The sequence below is a fragment of the Salmonella enterica subsp. arizonae genome, assembly GCF_008692845.1.
Classification (GTDB): domain Bacteria; phylum Pseudomonadota; class Gammaproteobacteria; order Enterobacterales; family Enterobacteriaceae; genus Salmonella; species Salmonella arizonae.
This window is the reverse complement of record NZ_VXJW01000019.1, coordinates 1-22141: the sequence shown is the minus strand read 5'-3', so window position 1 is coordinate 22141 and position 22141 is coordinate 1. Positions and strand designations below refer to the sequence as shown.

The window sequence follows — 22141 nt, the reverse complement described above, 5'->3', positions numbered from 1 at the left end:
TGAATAAGGAATTATTATGTCGACAACCATTAGCAGTGAATTAAATCAGGGCTATCGTAGTGCATTACTCGCGTATTATATTGGGCAATATGCACCTAATAGCGGTGACGCTACTTTAAGCAATATGATTAAAACATCAGACGATGTTTATGAATATTTGTTAATTGACCCACTGGTCACCAATGATGTGCAGACATCTCGCGTAGCACAAGCTATGTCCAGTATCCAACAGTATATCAATGGTATTGCGCTGAATATGGAACCGGGCTACGACACCCAAGCGCTGGACACAATGCAGCTAAAACGCTGGAATAATGGCGCCGATCAGTATGCAGTCTGGGGTGGCTATGTTGAACTCGACAGCTACCCAGAAAATTATATTGATCCCACACTGCGCCAGGATCAGACCTCCTGCTTTAACGATTTGATTACGGAACTAAATCAAAAAACAGTCAGCAATGATACCGCTCAACAGGCGGTAATGGGATATTTAAATCATTTCGAACAGGTCGCTAACCTGACTATTGTCAGCGGTTATACCGACGACAAAGATCAAACCAAAGGAACCTATTATCTGTTGGGTAAATCGACCTCTTCGCCGGTGCAATACTACTGGCGCTCGTTTGATATGTCTCTCAACGTTGATAACGTTGTAGCATCAAACGCCTGGTCTGAATGGTATCCAGTTAATACATCCATAAACGATGATCTGATCCAGGGAACACCGCGCCTGGCCTATTTTAATAATCGTTTATACCTGTTCTGGTTTGAGCGTGCGGAAGGCAATGGTCCGAATGAAAGCGATACCATTACGGCTTATTCATCACAGTGTGATTTTAGCCGCAACTGGTCATCACCTTTTGCCATGATGTCAATTGACTCAGATACCGCAAATCATCATGGGGAGCAAACATACTGTGATAAACTGTTTACTTCAAAGTATCTCTGCACTGCTTGTGGCTATAATGAAACTGATAATTATTTATTGGTATCATTATACGACGGTACAGATGTTACGGCATATACGGACAATGGATACAACGATTTCACCATCACGATAGATTACTGGTTTAATACAGAAAAAAGAGAGTCGAAAGTCAGCGTCGGGATGACAAATACAATCTCTAAGTTTTTGTACAATTATATCGAAAGCCAAACCATCACCAACAATCAAAGTAAAATTCAATCCTGTTTCCTTGTGGATAAATTTTACGTTGCTGATGTTAAATGCGATTCAACAAAGTTCTATGACGGGTTACACTCATATATTACGCTTCCGGCGCTGGATACCCGTAACTTTTCGGTTAACACCGCAGATGATGGCAGCATCACTTTAGAAGGCTCGATAATTACTGCCTGCAGCACTAACAGCACTGGCACTTTTTATCACGAAAATTGGAACTTGAATGAGAATGATGGTGTTTTAGATTGTTATTATTCATTTACAGATTCAATATTTACCGGCATGCAACTGGTTGATTTACCTGTCACATTATCAGCAACAATTAATACCGTTGCTATTGAGGTTCCTTATAACACTGGCATGAAAACCTTTCCGTTATCAAGATCCTATACTATTGATAAAGGTATTCTCACTGATGCTGCCAACTTTGCTGCTGAGATGATTGTGACCAAGGCCGCGATGACATCCCAGGGAAACATGCAATACTTTCATTTTGAACTGAGAAATAATAATACCAAGGTCCTGTCAATAGTTAATAATAGGCATATTGAAAACTATTATAATGATACGTCGTGGACTCTTGATGTATTTGAGAGCAAAAGCAGTGGTTGTTGGCAATCAACCAATGCTAACACCTGCATAAGTAAAACGGCCGCCACGATAAATAACAATACAAAATTTAATTATTCTGTCGCTGACTTTACAGATGATGAAATAACAACTGGTGCTATCACGCGCTACATTTCTGTTGGCTATATTAATAATTGCGGCGGCGCGACCACCCATACCGAATATCGTGTTTCGCTTCAGAAATTAACGAATATTCCCGCCACTCCACTCATCGCTACCCGCAGGGATGAGGAGCTGGGTACGGTGGTATTTCTCTCTTTTAACGGTACGTTCGACGATGGCGCTGCGATTTCTCCTGTTCGCCTGAATACCCTGTTTGCCAAAGAGTTAATCAACAAAGCTAACGTTAGCATTGACGATCTGCTTGCCTGGGATACCCAGCTAACCCTGGAACCTGCAATGACCAGCGGCGCCAGCCCCACGCCAATGGATTTCTATGGCGCAAATGGCCTCTACTTCTGGGAACTGTTCTTCTATATGCCGTGGCTGGTCGCCAGCCGCCTGAGCCAGGAAGGCAACTACGCAGACGCGCAAAAGTGGTTTAACTATATTTTCGACCCTTCCGCCTGCGGCCGTATCAATTCAAATGCCGATTACCCGGAACCGGACTACTGGAGCGTACGCCCGCTAGTTGAAGCGAACGCGCAGGAAAGCCTTGCGGCGTTGATTCTAAACCCGGACGATCCGGATATTATCGCCAAAGCCGATCCGGTACATTATCAGAAAGCAATCGCCATGGCGTATCTGGCAAATTTGATTGCTGCTGGCGACGCTGAGTATCGTCTTTTAACCAACGATGGACTTGCCCAAGCCAAACTGCGCTATGTGCAAGTCAAAACGCTGCTTGGTCCCCGCCCGGATACTTCAACGCTCCAGCAATGGCAGCCCGATACGCTGAAAAATATCGCCAGTCAGCGCAATACCGACCTCACCGCGCTGGAAGATAGCGCCAGCATCTCGCTGTACGCCTTCTCCGGCAGCAATACACTCGCGCAGGAAGTCACCATTAACGAAGCGTTTTCGCTGCCGTTAAATGCGCAGTTACTAAACTATTGGGACGTTATCGACTCGCGGCTTTACAACCTGCGCCACAATCTGTCTATTACCGGTCAGCCGATTAACACTCCGCTGTACGCCACGCCGGTTAACCCGGCAATGTTGGTGCAAATGAATGCTACCGGCGGTTCATTGGCAGGCCAGGCTTCTAAACTCAGTATGGCCATCCCGCCTTACCGTTTCACCGCCATGCTGCAACATGCCCGCGGCGCGGTCGGTACATTAAGCCAGATGGGACAAACCCTGCTCAGTTACTACGAACGTAAGGAATCTACAGGATTACAGGAGTTACAACAGCAGCAGGCGCTGGATCTCTCCTCCTTTACCATCAGCCTGCAAAAACAGGCAATTGATGCGCTGAAAGCCGATCAAAAAGCGCTGGAGGCCAGTAAAGATATCGCCAAACAGCGCTATGACTACTATTACGACCTGTACACCACCGGCATTTCCGCCAGCGAGCAGGAAGTGATGAATATGCAATCTTCCGCCAGCGCATTACTTACTTCCGCAGAGCCCTTCCTGACGACCGGCGCGACGTTAAATATGGCGCCGAACATCTTCGGTGTCGCCACCGGCGGTGCTGTCTGGGGCGCAGCGCTCACCGCCAGCGGTATGGTATTGCAGTTCAGCGCTAACAGCATTCAGGCCACAGCGCAGCGCATCCAGGTATCGGAAGAGTATCGCCGCCGCAGCGAAGAATGGAAACAGCAATACCAACAGGCGAACGCCGAGATGACCAGCATCGACAGGCAACTGGATGCGCTTGCGGTACGCCAGCAGGCGGCCCAGACCTCGCTACAACAGGCACAGACCGAACAGGCGAATCTGCAGGCCACAATGCAGTACATTTCCAGCCGATTCACGCAATCGTCGCTATATAGCTGGCTTATCGGTCAACTGGCGGCGCTTTACTACCAGGCATACGACGCGGTGTTGTCGCTGTGCCTGAGCGCCGAAGCGTGTTGGCAGTATGAAATGGGTGATTTAACCAGCCGTTTCATCCAAACCAACGCCTGGAACGACAGTTACCACGGTCTGCTGGCGGGCGAAACGCTGGAGCTAAACCTGCAGCAGATGGAATCCGCCTGGCTGTCACGCAACCAACGCCGGCTGGAACTCACCAAAACCGTGTCGCTGAAAACCCTGCTTGGCGATTCTGACTTCGCAAATCTGATCGCGACCGGGTCGGTTAACTTCAGACTTGATGAGAGACTGTTTGACAATGATTATCCTGGTCATTATCTGCGCCAGATTAAGTTTGTCACGCTCTCCCTGCCGACGTTGCTTGGCCCATGGCAAGACGTTCGCGCCACGCTCACGCAAACCAGCAGCAGTACGCTTCTGAAAGCGGATATTGATGGTGTGAATTATCTCAACGACAACACCACCGGCAATGCGGCGAACGTGGTCACGAACCTACGCGCCAGCCAGCAGATTGCCATCTCCTCTGGCATGAACGACAGCGGACTGTTCGAGCTCAGTTTTGGCGACGAACGCTACCTGCCATTCGAAGGCACCGGCGCGGTATCTAGTTGGCAGTTGAGCTTCCCACGACCAAAAAGCAGTGAGCAGAAGGCCATTCTCGATAACCTGAGCGACGTGATTGTGCAGGTGCATTACACCGCCGTCTCTGGTGGCAGTGACTTCGCAAACACCGTTGAAAAAACACTGTAATTCCCCTTGAAAAGTAACCGGCCTGGATTGGCCGGTTACTGGAGCAGAAAAAATGTTAAAAGAAAATACATCTTCATCCACGGCCTCACTCATGGTAACTCCCCCCTCCTTACCAAAAGGGGGCGGTACTTTAAGCGGTATGGGAGAAGCGCTCGGTCAGGCAGGTCCTGGCGGCACGGCGTCAATGACATTACCTCTACCCGTAAGCGCGGGTCGTGGTTTTGCGCCTTCATTATCATTGACTTACAGCAGCTCTGCTGGAAATAGTATTTTTGGTATTGGCTGGGCGTGCGCTACGCTGCGCATTAGTCGACGAACCAGCCATGGCGTACCACAGTATAACGACAATGACGAATTTCTTGGCCCTGATGGTGAAGTGCTGGTCAAAACCATTAGTACAAGTCAGACCCCCAACCCAACTACCTGCCAACAATATGGCAGTACGACACTAACTCAAACCTGGACTGTTACCCGATATCAGCCACGCACAGAAGGCGCATTTCATCGTCTGGAGCACTGGCAAAGCGAGGCCACAGACGGTGATTTTTGGTTACTGCACGAAAGCACGGGTAATTTGCATATGCTGGGTAAAACCGCATCAGCTCGAATCAGCGACCCGCATAATGCCGCGCATATTGCTGAATGGCTGGTAGAAGAGTCAGTCAATCCCGTAGGAGATCATATTTATTATTGTTGGAAAGCAGAAAATTCCAGTAATATCAGAGAAATAGACAAAACCAATCAGCGCGATTGCTCCACACAACGTTATCTCGCAAGCGTACAATATGGCTGTCAAACGCCCGCGTCTGATTTGTATCTCTGGAAAAGTGATAAACCCGACGCAAGATGGCTGTTTACGCTTATTTTCGACTATGGTGAACGGTCACTCGATCCCAGCACTGCCCCCGCTTTTTCAACGACGACAAGTTGGCCTGCTCGTCAGGACGCTTTTTCCCGCTACGAGTATGGGTTTGAGATTCGCACACACCGTCTGTGTCATCAGGTATTAATGTTTCATCATTTTCCTGATGAACTAAAACAAGATAATGCCCTGGTTTCACGCTTATTGCTGGAATATAACGAAACGCCGGTGCTCAGCCAACTGACATCGGCACAGACGCTTGCCTATGACGCTGACGGCTCGGTACTCTCATGTCCGCCATTAGAGCTTTGTTACTCGCAACCTGATATGTCAGGCGCTCAGTGGCAACAGATGTCATCCCTTTCCGGCCTGGATTCCCCGCCTTATCAGTTGGTCGATCTCTATGGCGAAGGCGTACCGGGTATACTGTGGCTTAATGGCAAAGACTGGCGTTATCGCGCGCCTTGCCGGGGCGAGACGGGTACAGACGAGGTGGTCTATGCCGACTGGGTTAACCTGCCGCAGATCCCGGCCTTGCAAAACGCATCTGCCCGTCTGATAGATATCGACGGTGACGGCCAACTGGACTGGGTAATCGCCGCACCGGGTATGGCAGGTTTCTTTACTCAACAATCAGATAAAAACTGGAGCCGTTTTACCCCGTTCAGCGCCCTGCCTGAAGAGTTTTTTCATCCGCAAGCTCAGTTTACACAGTTAATGGGATCCGGACTTATCGATCTGGCGATGATCGGGCCAAAAAGTGTGCGTCTGTATGCCAATGAGGGCAGCGCTTTCAGCACTGGATTAAACATTAATCAGGATGAAAATATTGAACTGCCTGGCCCAGGGCGGGATGCCCGCGAACTGGTGCTTTTTGCCGATATTCTGGGATCAGGGCAATCACACTTATGCCGCATCCGTTATAACAGCGTTACCTGCTGGCCTAATCTCGGCGGCGGCCGTTTCGGCTCGCCTGTCCAGTTGTCCCTGCCATCGCCACTGGACAGTGAAGAACAGTTTAATCCTGAAAATTTGTTGTTGGCTGATACCGATGGTTCCGGCGCTCCTGACTTGATCTATGTGCAGCATAACCAGGCAAAGGTTTGGCTGAATCAGGGTGGCAATGGTTTCGTTTTCGGGTCCAATATTGCTTTTCCTGATGGCGTCGTTTATGACCGTCTTTGCCAACTTACTGTGGCAGATATTCAGGGTAATGGCATGGCTGAACTGGTACTTACTGTTCCCTGGCCTACCCCTACGCACTGGCATTTTGCTTTTTGTGCACAAAAACCCTGGCTCCTGACAGGCACAAATAACAATATCGGCGCCAACACTACGCTTTTTTATCGCAGTTCAGCGCAAGAATGGCTGGATGAAAAACAGCAAAATCCACAGGCGACGCCGGCATTACCTTTCGCTATGCATCTGCTGGTTAAAACAACCACAGAGGACGAAGTTACCGGCAACCAGCTTAGCCAGAGCATCCGTTATCGTAGGGGTATTTATGATGGCAAAGAGCGTGAATTCCGTGGTTTTGGTTATGTCGAAACTGAAGATACCAATGATGATGCGCTCCCGGTTGGCGACGATACCCCTGTCGCCGCGACGCTCCTGACAAAGACCTGGTTCCATTGTGGTCGTGAAGAGGATGAAACCACACTATTTGGTACGCCCTGGCGCGGTGATACAGAAGAAATCACGCTTAATGCCACACTTCTGACAACCTGGCAGGCAGGAGAGGATCAGGTATTGAACAACCCCGATAAAGCTACGCGCTGGTGGATGTTCCGTGCATTAAAAGGAACAGCGCTGCGCAGCGAAACCTATGGGCTGGATACCAGTAGCGTCGCATCCTCTCCTTATACCACCACGCAACAGCGAATGCAGGTTCGTCTGGTTCAGGGGGGTACGATGCCCGTTGTATTGCCCGTCGCACTGGAGCAAATAACACATCATTATGAGCGTCTGGCTGGCGATCCACAGGTTTCACAACAGGTGACGCTTCAGGCTGACGGCTATGGTTACGTTACCCGGCAAGTTAGCATTGCGTACCCCCGTCGCGCTTATCATGCCCTTCAACCCTATCCGGCTAACTTGCCTGATGATGCCTGGGAAAATACCTATGATGATCAACAGCAAAAACTGCGGCTGGTGGAGAGCCTGGCATCTTTTATTCACCTGGAAAACTCACAAACCTGGCGATTGGGGCTTCCCTCTCAACAACGGGTAAATCAACTGGAGTTCGATTCTGTTCCCGCTGGCGGTATCAACTACGAAACGCTTCGGGCAGATAATGGCTTGTTAAGTGCCGAACAAACTCGCTATCTGACCCAACAAAACGAAATTATCTACACGTCGACCCCCCTTGATTTGCGGGCGCTGGTGCACTATCAACGCACGGCGGTACTGGATGAAACGGCGCTCAAAGCCTATGAGGGGATAACAATCCCTGCTGAATACAGTTTCGATAAGCTAGGTTATGTTAATACACCAGCACTCTTTTCCTTTACAACCGAAGCCGACCTTTGGGCCGTTGAGCACAGCTTTACGCTCTATAACGATGTCAGCCAATTCTCAACGGTTGCAAGCCAGCAATCTACCAGGCTTGTCGGAGCCATAACCTGTCAGTATGACTCGCATTATCTGGTACCAATTAGTCAGCAAGATGTACTGGGTAATACAGTCACAATGGAATACGACTATCGTTTCCTGAGCCCATGGCGCACAACTGATATCAATAATAATTATCAGGAGTGTCAACTGGATGCGCTCGGTCGTCTGTTGGCAACCAGTGTATATGGAACAGAAAATGGTGGCCAGGCGGTGGGGTTTGCAAAAATCGCAGACTATCCTGTCTCGTCTTCGCTTACCGTTGAGCAAGCCATTGCGATGGCGACAACGGTGGGGTATCTCCAGCAACTAGCCACCATCAACGTCACTGATATGTTCAGTTGGATGGGGTGCGTTTCCTCTGACCAGGCAAACAGTGTCACTGCTGATGGCTGGTCTACTCTATTGAAGAACCGCTTTATTACATTTACCGGACATATTCGTTCATCTGGTCATCGTTGGGCGCGTAAAAATCCACAGCATCCTCTGGCAAATTTACTGACCGAGGCAACCCGTAATCCCATCCACAGTGTGACCCTGACTGCAGATAACTATCCTGCAACGTTTGATCCAGATGACTCAACGAAACGACTGCAGCAAACCGGTATTTCGCTGAGCTACAGCGATGGTTTTGGCCGGGCATTGCAGCAATGCGTCCTCTTTCCGGATGGAAAAGCCTGGCACAGAGAAAGCAATGGGGAAATCAGTACAACAGAGGTTGATGCCAGCCCCCGGTGGGCCGTTTCCGGACGCACTGAATATGACAATAAGGGCCAGGCGGTTCGCAACTATCAACCCTTTTTCCTCGATGACTGGCACTACGTTGTCGATGCCGCTATGCGTACAAATGGCTATAGCGACACGCATTATTACGATGCAACGGGCCGCAATATTCGCACGGTTACGGCTAAAGGCTATCTGCGCCGCAATACCTACTATGCCTGGTTCACGGTCGCAGAAGATGAAAACGACACTGTGGGTCTGGAGGATATTCCCGTATGACTTTGGCAATAGACACACCGGTGATTGCTGTGTGCGATAACCACGGTATCACCATTCGTACCCTTAACTGGAACCGCGAGGATAAAGATAGTCCACGTCGGCTCCTCGTTACCCACACCCGGCTGGATACGGCCAGCCGGGCCACCGTGCAACGCGATCCTCGCCGTTTCGCCGCCAGGCAACAGGACGATACTGCATTGTCGAACCTGTACTGCATGTCATCGTTGACAGGTCAGGTGCTGAAGCGCGCCAGTACTGACAGCGGCTGGCAGGTAACGCGCTTTGATGCAGCCAGCCGCACTGCATGGTCCATTGATGGTCGGGGCACCGTACACACTCAGACTTACGATATGCTGGGCCGTCCGCAGAGCGGCAGTAAGCGGCTAAAAGGCGAGGCATTGCGGGTAAGCTGGCGTCACGCATACACGGATACGTGTTCTGCAGATGCTAACGCGCAGAAAAACAATCTACGCGGATTATGCGTACAACGGTGGGATGATAGCGGTCTGCAGACTGTCGAATCGGTGGCGTTGAGCGGAGCAATTCTCCGCCAGACGCAACAGTTTCTCTTATCTGCGCAAGCGCAACCTGACTGGCCGGAGGATGACGCCGGCAAGCAGGCACTACTGGAGGATAAGATTTATGTTTCGACAATATCTGCCGATGCGCGCGGTATTAGCCTGAACCAGACCGATGCAATGGGGAATCAGCTGAGCTGGCGTTATGACGTCAGCTCCCATGTAAAAAACCAGTATGCGACACTTTCGGATGGTAAAAAACAGACACTGCTTGAGGACACTATGTGGAGTGCCGCAGGCCAGGTTGTGGAAGAAAAGTCCGGTAACGGCGTGACCACATCCTACCGCTATGAACCCGAAACACAGCGTCTCTCGGCGATGAGCGCACTGCGCGCCGACAGTACTCTGCTTCAGGATCTGGACTACGGCTACGACAATACTGGCAATTTAATTTCAATTACTGATAACACCATTGCGACCCGCTACTTCCAGAATCAGCAAACCGACGGACGGAGGGAGTTCACTTATGACGCGCTCTACCAATTGCTGGAGGCAACCGGGCGCGAGAATGCTGGTAATACCACCGTCCCATATGCTGTTCTGCCCGCATCTATCCCAACAGACAGCACTCAAACCATCGGTTATACCCGCTCCTTTCGCTATGATGACAGCGGTAATCTGCTCTCCCTTTCTCACCAGGGCGCCGCATGCTTTACCCGCACAATGGTAGTGAGTGATGCGTCCAACCGCAGCAGGTTGCAAAACGACACCGGAACGCTGACGCCGGATGATGTTGATGCTGCATTCGACCCCAATGGCAACCTCCTTAATTTGCAGGTGTCCGCCACTGCCTCTGAGCAGCTAATCTTGGACGCCAGCGACCATCTACAGACGGTTATCCTTCTTGATCGTAACGGCGACATCCAGCAGAGCGACCGGGAGATTTACCAGTACAGCGCAGGAATGCGTATGCGCAAACAGACCCGTATCCTGACGAAAGCCGACAGCAATCTGTGGACGGTGGACGAAGTGCGCTATCTGCCGGGCCTTGAGCTGCGGCGGCACTGGCAGGAGACCATCACCGGCGATACCGTCACGCCGCAGGATCCTACTGAGGAGCTGCATGTGATAACCACCCAGGCGGGGCGCGCCGGTATCCGACTGCTGCACTGGAAAACAGGCAAACCTGACAGCATTGATAATAACCAGGCACGCTGGCAAATGAGCGATAATATTTATGCGCTGGAACTGGATGCGCAGGGGCAAACGATCAGTCGCGAAGAATATTATCCCTTCGGCGGTACTGCGGTGTGGGCGGCACGCAGTGAACTGGAAGCCAGTTATAAAGTGATCCGTTATTGTGGCAAAGAACGTGATAGCACTGGTTTATATTATTACGGCTATCGTTATTACGCTCCCTGGCTGTGCCGCTGGACGGCAGCCGATCCAGGCCAGGAAATCGACGGGCTGAATCTGTACCGCATGGTGAGGAATAATCCGGTCACGTTGACAGATGACTTGGGCCTGGCGCCAGGGGGCAACTCGGCACAACCTTCCGCCTCTGAAGAACGTTTTCAATCAATTGTCCCTGACCTTATAAGCATTGTCAGGGAGCAAATTAGTGACGCACGTCAGGCACTGGAAGGCAATGCCAGAGTTGTACCGGAAAATAGCTGGTGGACGTACTTACAGCATTTATGGGAGCGATGGAATCCATTGGCTGATAATCCATCAAGCAGCACCAACAAGCCTAATGAGATTAACAATGAAACCAGAGCCATTATTAAAGACTATATGGGAAATGATTCAAAGGAAACAATAAAAACATTAAGAGATGCCTTAGAGAAAATGCATCAGGCTGCAGCGGCGTTAAATGAAAATTCATTTCGTAACATTAAGGAAGAACCTTACGCACCAAAAAATGCAGCTGCATGCGTCGGGACTAATGAACACAATTTATATGACACCTCGAAAGACATCAAAATACTAATTAATTACGAAGATACAGGAAAAAGACATTTATATGATATTGCCACAATAATTATTCATGAAATGACACATCTGGTTTTAAAAACCAAAGATTATTGTAATTCACAAACTGTACCCTTTCCGGGTAAATTTGATGGAAAGAGTACAAAAAAGTTGCGGCAATATGCCAGCCAAACGAATAGCACACCTTTAACAGGGGCGGATAATATAGCAAACCTTATTAGTTTACTTTATTACTCACAAGCCTGCGATGAGCAGACAAAATCTTTATATACACGCTATAAGCAGAGCTTGTCGAAATCAGGCTGGCGGGAGGCATTACTGGATTTTGGCGGCACAATGCCAGAGGTTAGCTGGCCACGGGTGAGTTCTGCTGAAATCCAGCGACGAGTATTACCCGTAAATTCTCGTTCATCCCGAATAAAACCAGCATCAGCTCACTAACTTTAATAAAGGTATTTTTATGACGCTATCAACCGCAACGCCGGTGGTTACCATTTGCGATAACCGCGGCATGACCGTACGCACGCTTAACTGGAATCGTGAATCCGACCAGGATCCGTTACGCCTTTTGCTATCTCATTCTCAACTGGAGACATCCAGCCGGACCGCCCGATACCGCGATCCCCGCCGCTTTATTGCCTGGCAGCAGGACAGTACGGCAGTACCGAACCTGCACAACAGGCTGTCACTGGCAGGCCAGATACTGAAGCGCGACAGCACCGACAGCGGCTGGCACGTTATGCTCTTTAATGCTGAAGGCGCTGCCGCATGGGGCATCGACGCTCGCGGTACTATCCAGACTCATGCCTGGGACGTGCTGGGCCGTCCAGTTTCAGGTATTGAACAGGCTGCCGGTGACGCACCCCGAACCGCCTGGCGTAAAGAGTATGGCGATGCTGTTGTATCCCCTGAGGATGCTTACCGTAACAATCTGCGTGGTGTCTGTGTGCACCAGTATGATGACGGCGGGCTACTTTCCATCAACGCGATTGCCCTTAGCGGCGCCGTTTTACAGCAAACAAAACGTTTTCTTAACGATGCTGAAGGTAAGCCTGACTGGCCGGAAAATGATACCGCTTGTGACGCCTTACTGGAAGACAGCGGCTTTATCTCCACTATTGTAGCAAATGCTGCCGGCGCCCCCTTTAGCTGGACAGATTCGCAGAACAACAGAGTGGCGACATTTTATGACGTCAGCGGCGCTACCTGCCGCCAGACTCTGCAACTGGCCGGACAGACTACGCCGCTCACCCTGCTGGAAAACATTGCTTTTAACCCCGTAGGGCTGATCGCTGAAGAAATCAGCGGAAACGGTGTGACAACTACCTACAGCTATGAACCAGAGACCTTACGTCTGCATAATCTTCATGCTGTCCGTAGCGATAGTAGCATGCTTCAGGATCTAACGTATGATTATGATCCAGTAGGGAATAGAACGGTCATCACCGACAGTACTGTCAACATACGTTACTACCGAAACCAGTCGACCTCTGGTGACCGAATATTTACCTATGACGCGCTGTATCAGCTTATCTCTGCCTGCGGACGCGAGAATGCCAGTAATACGCAAGCCCCATACGCAGAGCTGCCCACACTCATCCCAACTGACAGTAACCAAACCCTTGGCTATACCCGCTCATACCAGTACGATGACAGCGGTAACCTGAGCTCATTCTCCCACCTTGGCGCCGCCAGCTTTACCCGGACAATGGTTATAAGCGCTCAGTCCAACCGCAGTTTATTGCAAGACGACAACGGCTCCCTGACTCCAGACGATACTGATGCTGGATTCGACCCTTGTGGCAACCTTCGCAGATTACAAACGTCTGCCACGACTACTGACCATATGCGTTGGGACAATAGCAACCACTTGCAGGCAGTTATTCTTCTTGACCGCAAAGGTGATATCCAACAAAGCGACCGTGAAATCTACCAGTACAGCGCCGGGACACGCGTACGTAAACAGACTCGTCGCCTGACAAAAGCCGAAGATAACCTGTGGACTGTTGATGAGGTGCGTTACCTACCCGGTCTGGAACTGCGACGCCACTGGCAGGAGACGGTCAGCGGTGACACCATTACGCCACATGCGGCTACGGAAGCATTGCATGTCATCACAACCCAGGCCGGACGCGCCAGCATCCGGGTGCTGCACTGGGAATTGGGAAAACCTGCCAGTATTAACAATGATCAGGTACGCTGGAGTGTGGATGACAGCAGCGGCGCGGCCTCACTGGAGTTGGATGCCCAAGGGCAGATTATCAGCCACGAAGAATATTATCCCTTCGGCGGTACTGCGGTGTGGGCGGCACGCAGTGAACTGGAAGCCAGTTATAGAGTGATCCGCTATTCCGGCAAGGAACGTGACGGCACTGGCTTATATTATTACGGCTATCGCTATTACGCTCCCTGGTTGTGCCGCTGGACGGCAGCCGACCCAGGCCAGGAAATCGACGGGCTGAATCTGTACCGCATGGTGAGAAATAATCCGGTCACGCTGACGGATGTTGATGGATTAATGCCTAAATTAATGTTAACGAAGGAGGAGATCGCAGAATTTGAGCATTTATATGAAAGTGCTCTGAAAAGTGGAAAATATGAAAAACATTCCCTTGCCATGAAACGTTTCATTCTCACCAACCATTCACGCGCCAGTACATATCCCTTAAAAACCGAAACTTCTATAAATATTCTTTTTCACGTCATATATGAACAGTCAAAATATATGTCTCCACCTGACTTTTCACAGGACGCCTTAAGGGCACATAAAGAAGCAAAAGCTAAAGCAGCCCAGGCAACTGCCGAAAATGCAAAAAAAGCAATACTCTATGTTTGGGCAGCACAATCCCACTTGATACAAAACGCATCTCCTACAGAGAGATTGAAGGCAAGCAAACTTGTTAAACATATAAGAGGACTAAACAGAGACCCAAATGCAACCAGAGATCGGCATGATTTTTTTGAGCAAAAAGAACATAAAGGCGTGGCGAACGGCATATATGAACTTGATGGTAAGACTGGCGAAGAGCTTGCCAACCTTCTTGATGACTATATTAATAATAACGCCACACTAATAAATAAAACACTCTATCGGGGAACAACCACGTTGCCATCAGTTCGTCCCGGTAGATTCACTGCGACATCAGAAAGTAAGGAGATTGCCGGTTGTTTTGGCAAATATATCGAGACCTTCAAAGGAGGATATGGAGTACGGGTACCCAATATTTATTGCAATAAAGATGAAAAAGAATATTTATTCAGTCGGAGCGCCCCGCCCAAGCTGGCTCACTCTACCAATCCTCGCCAGAGAGCATTAGATCCTGGCGCTGGTAGTAGCAAAGCCGCCTGATCTTTCATATATTGTCTCATTCCCTTTGCGGGAATGAGACTTTTTAAATAATGTCCGACATTAACCACAATGCGTTTCATTCTGTATTCCCCACTGCCGTGACTTCAATCCAACATTTTTACCTTTTACTTTCCTGATATTCATCATTCTTCATCCCCGCCATACAGCGTGCTGTTATTGCAACAATTACCTCCTTATTTAGCATAATTTCCAGTGCTTATTTTGCCATGCTGACATGATGCGTTACTACGAGCGTAATACTACTGAGGAGTGAAATAATGTGTACTGTTACAGTTGCTTCAGGCACTCCGGTTATCAGCGTTAATGATAATCGGGGGTTTATCGTACGTATACTAAACTGGAACCGTGAAAAAGCGTCCGTTCCGCGGCGTCTTTTGGTCAACCACAGCTACCATGCTGATGACAGCCCGGTGGAAGAAAAACGTGATCCCAGGCTATTTTCAGCATGGCTAAAAGACCGGAGTGTAGTGGCAAATTTGCGCAATATGTCATCTCTTGCCGGGCAGGTAATCAAAAGAGAGAGCACCGACAGCGGATGGCTGGTCACGCTGTTTGATGCCGCGGCTCGCCTGGTATGGCTCACTGATGGTCGTGGCGCCACGCAAGAGCAGACCTACGATGGACTGGGCCGCCTGGTGCAGACAAGGGAGCAGCAAAAAGATGGGGAAAAACGCGTCAGCCGGATAACTGAATATGGTGATAAAGGTCTGGAGGGCGATAATCTGAAAGGCCTGCCTGTACGGCAGTATGATGACAGCGGCCTGCAAATCATCCATTCTGTCGCGTTGAGCGGAGCAACCTTACAAATATCGCAGCAATTCCTGATGTCAGGTGATATAGCGCCAAACTGGCCTGCAGACGACACTAACAGAAAGCGTCTTCTGGATTCGGAAATCTATGTAACTTCGCTACAAGCAGATGCTTTCGCAAATACGCTAACCAGAACCGACGCCATGGGGCACCAACAGAGCTGGCGCTATGATATCAGCGGGAAAGTAACAAGTCAGGCCATAAAACTAGATGGTGAAACTAAACAGACGTTACTTGAACATATCAGTTGGAGTGCTGCGAGTCAGGTTTTAGAAGAGAAAACAAGCAACGGCATAACCACGACATACGGCTATGAGCCTGAAACACAATGGCTATCAACACTGGCAGCACAGCGCAGTGATAACACAGTACTTCAGTCACTGGCATATCGCTACGACAATACAGGAAATGTCACCTCGATTACGGATAACCAGGTAGCAACACGCTACTATCGAAATCAGGTTACTGACGGGCTGAAAGAATTCAGCTATGACGCCCTCTACCAGTTGCTGGAAGCCACGGGGCGGGAAAACGCCGGGAACAACATAATGCCCTACAGCAGTTTACCTGCCGCACTGACGCCCGTACCCACGGACAACAGTCAGTATGTAAACTACACCAGGACCTGGATGTGGGACGACAGCGGCAACCTGCAGTCACAGACTCACACGGGGGCCGGAAACTATACGCGAACGATGATAACAGAGACGACATCAAACCGTAGTGTACAAATGAACGACGGTGGAGCGCAGGCTTCAGATGAGATAAACCAATGGTTCGATAGCAATGGCAACCTGAAGCAGTTACAGATTTCGGCGTCTTCATCCAGTCATAACATGATCTGGGACGGTAATAATAACCTGCAGGCGGTAGTGCTACTTTGCCGCAGCGCCACGGATATGGCACAGAATGATCGAGAAATTTACCAATATAGCGGCAATAGACGCGTCCGTAAGCAGACCCGCACCCTGACGAATGCCAGCCAGCAACTTTGGACAGTAGATGAAGTACGCTACCTGCCGGGTCTTGAGCTACGGCAAAGCTGGCAGGAGTCCGTGGGGGGTAACAACGTTATTTCAGTACTTCATACCTTAACGGGTCAAATAGGCCGTGCCGGCATACGGATATTGCACTGGGAATCAGGTAAACCGAATAGCATTGATAATAATCAGCTACGCTGGAGTCTTTGCGACAATATCGGCTCTGCATCACTGGAACTGGATGCAGATGGTCAGCAAATTAGTCGGGAAGAATACTATCCTTTCGGCGGTACCGCTGTGTGGGCGGCACGCAATGAACTGGAAGCCAGCTATAAAGTGATTCGCTACTCAGGTAAAGAACGTGACGGCACCGGATTGTATTACTACGGCTACCGCTATTACGCCCCCTGGCTGTGTCGCTGGACAGCAGCCGATCCGGGGCGGGAGATCGACGGTCTGAATTTATACCGTATGGTGAGAAATAATCCACTGACACTTTCAGATGCCGAAGGACTCGCACCCACGGCATCAGGTGGCGCTGAGAAGCCCAAACTTTCTGATAAGCAATCTCAGAAAGTCGATGCAGTCTATAAAAAAATGGGAACGGGTAGACTCTGGTGCGCAAAAAATCCACAATTTAGCTGTCTTTATGCCCCTAGCTCAGCTGCTCGCGTGCGTCAAATAAGCTCCGATAACATCAGGGCTTTGAAAAAAAGGTTGGGAAAAATGAGTCCGGAAGAAAAAACATTTGTTGAAAGATTCATGCAACTTGAATTTCAAATGATACATCACACAAATGCCCATATAACCAACCCTAAAACATTAGAAGAGACTTTTTTAAGCCGTGATGAGTTAATAAATAGAAGGATAGTGTTTGACACTACCCATACCACCGATGCTGATGTTGTTCAACTTGCTAATACCGGATTCGCTTTCTTCGCCCTTTCGGTTAAAGGAATTAAATTGCAGAAGAGCAACAGTCGTTTTGGGAAAAATGTACATGTGGTATCGATGGACACGGCGAAGCAAAAAAGCCCGTATATGACTGAAGCACATATGGTTATTAATAATACATTAAAATTCAAGGAGAGAAAACTATCAGAAAGATTAGTTACATTACTGGGTGGAGATGATATCGCGCGCAGAGATGCGAGAGTGTTTAGTCATCAGGTTGTCGCAGACGATGCCAAAGATACTCTCTTTCACATTGATGATATTCACATGGGCCTCGCTTTATCTATTCTCTGGAGTATAAGATCTGCCCCTATTTCAGAAAGATCCAGACAAATTTTATTGGGTGTTAAGGGCGAAGCACAGTTTGAACAATTAATTACCACTTTATTTAGACCACAGATACTGGTTCCTGTGGAATTGACGGTTTAACCTTACAGCACACTTGTTGGATTATTTGTCCATATCAAAAATATGCGGCCAAGTTTGCGCATTTCAGGTTGGCCGCGCATAACATCATATAAAAATAATACACATGTTAACCGTTACACAGTCAGTAGCGGATAAATCGCTAAAAAAGTGATACTTACTTTGACACGTTTTCGCTGAAGAATACAATATCATTGCAAGACAGACTATTTCCGGCATCATCTTTCATCGGCACCACCAGCTTCGTTTTCTTATTATGATAATTCCGCTTAAAGACTAAAGGCGTAGGGCCTTGCATTTTACCCGTAGGCAAAAATCCCCTATGTCCGATTGTGTCGCCTCATTCCATGCTGCCATTAATGGCTTCAATTACCGTTGCTACTTTGACATCCCCGCCAGAAAGTTTTATAGCCGCTTTACCATTCGCATCACTGATTTTCACTGTCAACAGAAGCCACTTTCGCTGTTGTGCTATCTGCTGTGAAGGTGAGTGAAGGACTATTAAGCGCGTTACACTGAGTATCAGAAGAGGATTGAACTGCAGACAGTTTTGCCCCATCCTCTGATTTACACCTATGGTAACCAATGGAACAGGGGGATAATTTAGGCCTAAAGCGATAGCATGGGGATTTCGCTGTCTGTCAGCTTCGCCATCGCCAAAGATGCCTTGCAAAGGCTAAAACTCAAATACAGTGGCTGCTTCGTTTTAAGCAAACTTAGTTTTTTTGAAAAACTACGTTTCATACTCATCCAAGAGTAATGTTGCAATAGTCTTGCCTGATTCATTCCCCCCTTTGCTCATAACTTAAAGATATTACCTACATTTTTTACAAAAAAACAATCAACCAGGATAAAATCAACAAATAACACAGGATAAAAGAAAATAATATCAGTATTAAAATGATAAAACATTTTCAATGTGAAAAATATTTATATATGATTATTCTTTCCTGCTTGTAAATCAACTATCCGTTTTCCTAAAAAAGTAAGCACACGAATAGAAAGTGTAGAGGCGACAACAGCCCCAACGGACGAAGGAATTACTAACATCACAGAGAAGTGTTTATTAATTAGATGAGTTAATGCCAATGCAACTAAATCAGCGAATATTATACCTATAATTACTGATACAGCAAAAAGGATAATGCGGACAGATAGTATATACTCCGACGCCGACACTACAAATACTGTACCTCCAGCAATTGCTCCAAGAATAATCCATACTGTACCTTGCCCAAGCAACTGGAACATTGATTTTCCCCTCACGCTTTTTAAGTTAATATCTTATAAGCTTCCATAAACTATAAAAATAGTAGCATCCAAAAAGGAACTATTGGTTAATAGCAAAATTATATACTGGTGCCCATTGTCCTGATTCTATTACTGCAGCATGTCTTTCGGCCCGTTTTGGGGTCTGCTTTGCCCAAATACTCCTTCTCATTTCATCTGCTGCATTATTCCATTCCTGCTCAGTTATCGCCATAAGCATACTATTAAAACCAGCAAGACCATTGACCCCCATCTGATATGCCATTGATATCAGGATATCCGTACGAACTGAATTGCTGCATAACAATGCCTGGTTGATTTTCTCATTCTGTTGCATGCTCTTGTAAACCCTATTAATATTTTCCTGAAGCCAGGCCTCAATGACATTATCTGTTAAACAAAATGTATAGTTTTTCAGGTTAGCGCCTTGTGGCCCTAGCTTAAATCCAACTCCAACAGTAGGATAACCAAGAGCATCAATATAAGGTTTATGTCTAACTCCCTCTTCCACTTTTAACAATGAGGAAATGTCGCTATTTTTATTCATTTATTCAACCCTGCATTATCTTAGATAACCTTTTTATAATTTGCTGTGTCGCTTTTATTTTATAGAGGTATACGCTATACCGATTATACCAGTATGTAAAACTCCACAATCCACTGTTTATAATCATGACTATTTTTAAATTCAAACTCCGCGAATACAATAATGATAGCCTTTTAAATATCGTGATTTTGTCATTTTTTACGCAAATCCGCTCAAATCTAAAAACAATGATTATGTAGTAAATTCCGCCTGTACTTACAGCATCAATTGCGTGAACAACACCTAATCAATTGAAATTAATAATATTTTAAAAATAACGCCGTATGATTTAACTTAACAGATACCCTTTTGCCGGATGGTGGGGCAAGCGTCTGGTCCACGACAAGCCCGTTCTTCATATCATTATATCCTTTCACAGGTTTTACTACTTACCCATACCCTAATTAGGGTAAAATTTACGCTCTTGGCAATGTGGTGAATCTGGACGATTTCCGCGCTGAAAACAATAATCATTCTAATAAAACTCAGGAGATACAGCATGCCTGAAGTAACACCTGTTCAGGTGCTTATTGTGGACGACCATCCACTTATGCGGCGAGGTATTCGCCAATTACTGGAACTGGACCCAGCTTTTCATGTCGTTGCCGAAGCGGGTGATGGGGCGAGCGCGATCGATCTGGCGAATCGCATTGAGCCCGATTTGATCCTGCTGGATCTGAATATGAAAGGCCTAAGCGGGTTAGATACCCTGAACGCGCTACGTCGGGATGGCGTGACGGCGCAAATTATTATTCTTACCGTCTCAGATTCCGCCAGCGACATCTACGCGCTGATCGACGCCGGCGCCGACGGTTATCTCCTCAAAGATAGCGATCCGGAAGTACTGCTGGAGGCTATTCGCAAAGGCGCTAACGGCGGTAAAGTCTTTAGCGAACGGGTTAACGAATATCTGCGTGAGCGCGAACGGTTTGGTGCACAGGAAGATCCCTTTAGTATCCTGACCGAACGAGAGTTAGATGTCTTACATGAGCTGGCGCAGGGGCTTTCTAACAAACAGATTGCATCAGTACTAAATATTTCTGAGCAGACGGTTAAGGTGCATATCCGTAACCTGCTGCGCAAGCTTAACGTGCGCTCGCGCGTCGCGGCGACCATTCTGTTTTTACAAACGCGCGGAATGTAATAACCGCGGCGACGCGGCTTATCGGATCAAGGCCCGGTAAGCCGCGTCACCGGACCGTCAGGGCATTATTTCTCCTGCGCCAGCGCCTGCCGGATACTGCGCTCAATCACCGCCCGCCGGGGGTCGGCCGCCGGCAGCAGTTTCAGCATCATCTCCCAGGCCGCCACCGCCTCGCCAAAACGCCCCTGCTCAAAGGCGTTAAACGCATACAGGCTTAATACCCGGATGTCCGTGTGGTCGCTTCTCACCAGCCGGCGCAGCAGCTCCCCGCTGCGGCGGTTATCTTCCGGGTCGGACGAGCGCGTCAGCGCCTCCGCATAGCCCAGCGCCGCATCGCGGTTTTTCGGATCCAGCCGGTAGGCGTTCGCATAGGCCCCGGTGGCGGTACCGGCATTACCCAGTACCATACCAATGCGCCCCAGCATGAGCCAGCCCTCAACATTGCCGGCATCATTTTGCAGGCGGGTGCGCAGCCCCAGCGCCAGCCGCGCCATCTCCTCTTCATTCAGCGGCTGCGCCTTCGGATCCAGCGCGCGCTCCAGCAGTACCGGCGTAAGAGCGGTCGCCTGCCGCCAGATTTTCACCTGCCCGTAGCTGCCGGTCTGATAATAGCTTATCGCCGCAACAATGAGAGCAATCACGATCCCCGGTACGTAAGCACCTGATCCGGCACGTTTTCCATCTGCCGGAACAGCGTCGGAAAATTCTTCCTGCTTAAGCCGCACCCGGCGACGCGAGCGGGCAAAAATAATCCAGCCGCCCGCGCCGACAGCCGCCGCCGGCAGCACCCACAGCAGGATGGTCAGCGGCGTAAGCGGCGGATCGTAGGTAACGAAGTTGCCGTAGCGCGCCACCATATAATCGACAATCTCTTTATTGCTTTTTCCTTCCTGTATCAGTTCGTATACCTTCTGACGCAGGTCGGTAGCAATCATCGAGCCGGAATCGGCAATGCTGTTATTCTGGCATTTCGGACAGCGCAGTTGCTCAGTAAGCTGGCGGAACTGCTGCTCCTGAGCTTCATCTTTAAACGGCATCACATCAATGGTCGCCAGCGCTGAACCGGAGACAAGCA

10 protein-coding genes are annotated in these 22141 nt (G+C 48.8%); 6 read left to right on the top strand and 4 right to left on the bottom strand.

The annotated features are described in order from the left end of the window. Positions 1–16: 16 nt before the first annotated feature. The 5 genes from F4V61_RS21005 (at position 17) to F4V61_RS20985 (ending at position 18070) form a co-directional block, all read left to right on the top strand. Positions 17–4543 carry a neuraminidase-like domain-containing protein gene (locus tag F4V61_RS21005; RefSeq protein WP_058345169.1) on the top strand — a complete coding sequence of 1509 codons (4527 nt, stop codon included), beginning with the start codon at positions 17–19 and terminating at the stop codon, positions 4541–4543. 91 nt (positions 4544–4634) lie between these two features. Next, positions 4635–9017 (top strand): SpvB/TcaC N-terminal domain-containing protein, encoded by a 4383-nt coding sequence (locus tag F4V61_RS21000; protein ID WP_275952355.1) that lies wholly within the window; start codon positions 4635–4637, stop codon positions 9015–9017. A 350-nt stretch (positions 9018–9367) separates the two neighbouring features. Further along, positions 9368–11968 carry an RHS repeat-associated core domain-containing protein gene (locus F4V61_RS20995; protein ID WP_249041811.1) on the top strand — a complete coding sequence of 867 codons (2601 nt, stop codon included), beginning with the start codon at positions 9368–9370 and terminating at the stop codon, positions 11966–11968. Between the two features lie 70 nt (positions 11969–12038). Next, entirely contained in the window at positions 12039–14876 is a 2838-nt protein-coding gene (locus tag F4V61_RS20990; protein ID WP_232082004.1) for an RHS repeat-associated core domain-containing protein, read from the top strand. A 278-nt stretch (positions 14877–15154) separates the two neighbouring features. Beyond that, entirely contained in the window at positions 15155–18070 is a 2916-nt protein-coding gene (locus F4V61_RS20985; protein ID WP_080161306.1) for an RHS repeat domain-containing protein, read from the top strand. A gap of 337 nt (positions 18071–18407) precedes the next feature. Here F4V61_RS20985 and F4V61_RS22895 read toward each other — a convergent pair whose 3' ends face one another. The 3 genes from F4V61_RS22895 to F4V61_RS20975 all read right to left on the bottom strand — a co-directional run bounded on the left by F4V61_RS22895 (position 18408) and on the right by F4V61_RS20975 (position 19883). After that, positions 18408–18740, bottom strand: a complete 333-nt coding sequence (locus F4V61_RS22895; RefSeq protein WP_001161549.1) for an inverse autotransporter beta domain-containing protein — start codon at positions 18738–18740, stop codon at positions 18408–18410. A 257-nt stretch (positions 18741–18997) separates the two neighbouring features. Continuing rightward, on the bottom strand, positions 18998–19318 hold the full coding sequence (locus F4V61_RS20980; protein WP_000487167.1) for a putative holin: 321 nt from the start codon (positions 19316–19318) through the stop codon (positions 18998–19000). A gap of 79 nt (positions 19319–19397) precedes the next feature. Further along, complete coding sequence (locus F4V61_RS20975) at positions 19398–19883, bottom strand: glycoside hydrolase family protein (RefSeq protein WP_079828681.1); 486 nt, start codon at positions 19881–19883, stop codon at positions 19398–19400. 538 nt (positions 19884–20421) lie between these two features. Between F4V61_RS20975 and narP the strand changes: the two genes are divergently transcribed. Continuing rightward, the gene (gene narP, locus F4V61_RS20970) at positions 20422–21066 is read left to right on the top strand and encodes a nitrate/nitrite response regulator protein NarP (RefSeq protein WP_001115502.1); all 645 of its coding nucleotides are present in this window, start codon (positions 20422–20424) and stop codon (positions 21064–21066) included. 65 nt (positions 21067–21131) lie between these two features. On the opposite strand, the gene F4V61_RS20965 is transcribed toward narP, so the two are convergent. Continuing rightward, on the bottom strand, positions 21132–22141 hold a 1010-nt coding region (locus tag F4V61_RS20965), incomplete at its 5' end, for a cytochrome c-type biogenesis protein CcmH (protein ID WP_150363962.1).